This is a genomic window from Roseateles sp., assembly GCF_036486225.1.
In the GTDB taxonomy this organism is placed as follows: Bacteria; Pseudomonadota; Gammaproteobacteria; order Burkholderiales; family Burkholderiaceae_C; genus Roseateles.
In genome coordinates this window covers 1-2,708 of record NZ_DASVNZ010000201.1, presented here as the reverse complement: position 1 = coordinate 2,708, position 2,708 = coordinate 1, and the positions used below count along the sequence as shown (strand labels likewise).

General features: G+C 72.6%; 3 protein-coding genes. All 3 read left to right on the top strand.

Annotated elements, in window-relative coordinates:
- Positions 1-909, top strand: a 909-nt coding sequence (locus VF536_RS14140) for a hypothetical protein (RefSeq protein ID WP_331615497.1), incomplete at its 5' end; no start/stop codon positions are given.
- Positions 906-1,706 carry a hypothetical protein gene (locus tag VF536_RS14135; RefSeq protein WP_331615496.1) on the top strand — a complete coding sequence of 267 codons (801 nt, stop codon included), beginning with the start codon at positions 906-908 and terminating at the stop codon, positions 1,704-1,706. The genes VF536_RS14140 and VF536_RS14135, both read left to right, overlap by 4 nt.
- On the top strand, positions 1,703-2,708 hold a 1,006-nt coding region (locus tag VF536_RS14130; RefSeq protein WP_331615495.1), incomplete at its 3' end, for a hypothetical protein. The genes VF536_RS14135 and VF536_RS14130, both read left to right, overlap by 4 nt.

The window sequence follows — 2,708 nt, the reverse complement described above, 5'->3', positions numbered from 1 at the left end:
CTGCCGGGTCTGGCCTCGGTGACGCAGGTCGGGCGTTCCTTCAGCCTGCAGCGCGAGGAGGACGAACGCGCCATGATCACCCGCGCCGGCGAGCGGCTGCAGCACAAGGGCCGCGCCTCGGTGGGCTGGGACGTCGAGCGGCTGCTGCTCTCGCGCTTCCCCGACGTGCTGAAGGCGCGCTGCATCCCGGCGAAGGACGGCAGCGGCGTCGTGACCGCGGTCGTGATCCCGACGCTGCCGCGCAACCTGCCCGCGCTGGCCTGCGCCGCGCCGCGCTTCAACGCGGTCGAGCTGGCCCGCATGACCGCGGCGCTGGCGGAGATCGGCTCGCCCTTCGCGCGCTTCCAGGTCCGCAATCCCGCCTACGACCGCTTGCAGCTGCGCGCGACGCTGGGCCTGACGCGCGGCGCGCATGAAGGCGCGACGCTGCGCCGCGTCAACGAGGCCATCGTCCACTACCTGTCGCCCTGGTTCGACGACGGCTACGGCGCGCGCTTCGACTGGCTGGTGCGCAGCGAGGACCTCGAGGCCCGGCTGCGCGCGCTGGAGGGCGTGAGCTTCGTGACTCAGCTGTCGCTGATCACAGTCGCCTGCGACGACCGTGACGTGTACACGCTGTCCGACACGGCCCGCGCACCGCTGGGCGCCGAGCCACCCGGCCAGGACGGCGCGCGACCGGCGACCGGCGCGGCGCATGCGCGCGCGCAACTGCCCTGGAGCATCGCGCTGCCGATGCCGCAGCACATCCTCACCGCGGTCGACCGCTTTCCGGAGACGGTGTCGCCGCGCGCAACCGGCGTCGACCGGCTGGCGGTCGGCAGCACTTTCGTGATCGGAGGCCCGGACCGCGGCGGACCGGACCGGCAGGACGCCGGCCCCGCCTTCGTGATCGGCAGGGGCGCGCCATGACGACCCGCAACCGCGACACGCTCAAGCAGTTCTTCCAGGAGGGTCGGCTGCCCACCAGCGACCACTTCGGCGACCTGATCGACTCGATGCTCAACATGAGCGACGAGGGCTTCCGCAAGACGCCGGAGAACGGCTTCGAGGTCTCGACGCCGGTCAGCCACGACGCGCTGATCAGCTTCTACCGCGAGCAGAGCGGCCGAGAGGCGATCTGGTCGATGGCTTACGGCGGCGACCGCGACCAGTTGCTGTTCCACCACGGCGACGCGCGCGGCGCCGGCACGCGCGATCCGGTGCTGGCGCTGGACACGGAAGGCCGCGTCGGCATCGGCACGGCCAGGCCGCGCCAGGCGCTGGAGGTGGCAGGCGTGGTCGCATCGTCGGGGCGGCTCGGCGACCTGCGGCGCGAGGACGACACCGGCCAGCCGCTCAAGGCCGACGGCGAGTGGCACGACCTGACCGGCCCGCTCAGCGGCTGCCAGGCCTTCGAGGTGATGGCCGGCGTCGGCCAGAAGGACGGCGGGCGCTTCGCGATGCTGCATGCGATCGCGATGAACACCTACAACCCGCTGCCGGGCTGGCTGGAGTTCCTCTCGCCGCGCAAGCGCATCCGCAGCCAGCACGCCTGGTACGGCCGCCGCTGCGACCGCATCCAGCTGCGCTGGGCCGGCGGCCACGGCCGGCGCGCGAGCTACCGGCTGCAGATCCGCACGCAATGCGACTACGGCGAGGGCAAGGTGATCCAGGCCTCCGTGTCGCAGCTGTGGTTCGACCCGGAGATGACCGGAGGCAGCCTGTGACGCCCGCCAAGCTGTCCCCCACCACCGATGAAGAACGCGATGTCGGCTTCGACGGACTGCGCGCGCGCGGCATCGACCTGCTGCAGAAGCTCAGCGGCGGCGTGTGGACCGACCACAACCTGCACGACCCCGGCATCACGATGCTGGAGCAGCTGTGCTTCGGTCTCACCGACGTCGTCTACCGCGCCGGCTTTCCGGTCGCGGACCACCTGACCGGTCCGGACGGCAGCATCGATTACGAGGCCCTGTCGCTGCATCCGCCCGCCGAGGTCTTCCCCTGCCGGCCGACCACGCCGGCGGACTACCGGCGCCATCTGCTCGACGCGGCGCCCGGCCTGGACGACGCGACGCTGGTGGCCGAGCCCGGCACGGGTCTGTACCGGCTGCAGCTGCAGCTGTCGCGGGATGACAGCGCCCGCCTGTCCGACGAGCTGGCGGAGGAACGCATCACCGCGGCGCGCGCGGCCTACTACGAGCGCCGCAACCTCGGCGAGGACCTGCATCCCGACATCGTCCGCATGCGCGACGTGCCCTGCGACCTGCACGCCGACATCGACATCGCCGGCCCGCGCGACGGCGTCGACATCCTGGCCGAGGTCTACGACCGCTGCGCGCGGCACATCGCGCGCGCGGCGGTCTCGCGCACGCTGGACGAGCTGCTGCGCGAAGGCCATTCGCTGGAGCGCATCTACACCGGGCCGGCGCTGCGCAACGGTTTCATCGAGGACGCTCCGGCGCCCGAGGCGGGTTACGCCGCCGAGCGCCTGTTCCTGTCGGACCTGACGAGGGTCGTGCTGTCGGTGCCCGGGGTGATCGATGCACGCGTGGTCGCGCTGCGGGCCGAGGGCCGCGAGGCGACGGCGGGTTCGGTCGAATGGCGCGGCGCGGACTGGGCGTTGTCGCTGCGGCTGCCCGATCGCGACGTGCCGTCGACGATCAGCGTGCGGCGCCGCGGGAACGTGGTGCCGGTGGCCTGGAACGACCTGCGCCGGCGGCTGGAGG

What these genes read in the sequence shown, in the direction of transcription:
- VF536_RS14135 (WP_331615496.1), top strand. Translation starts at nt 906, where the DNA reads ATGACGACCCGCAACCGCGACACGCTCAAGCAGTTCTTCCAGGAGGGT.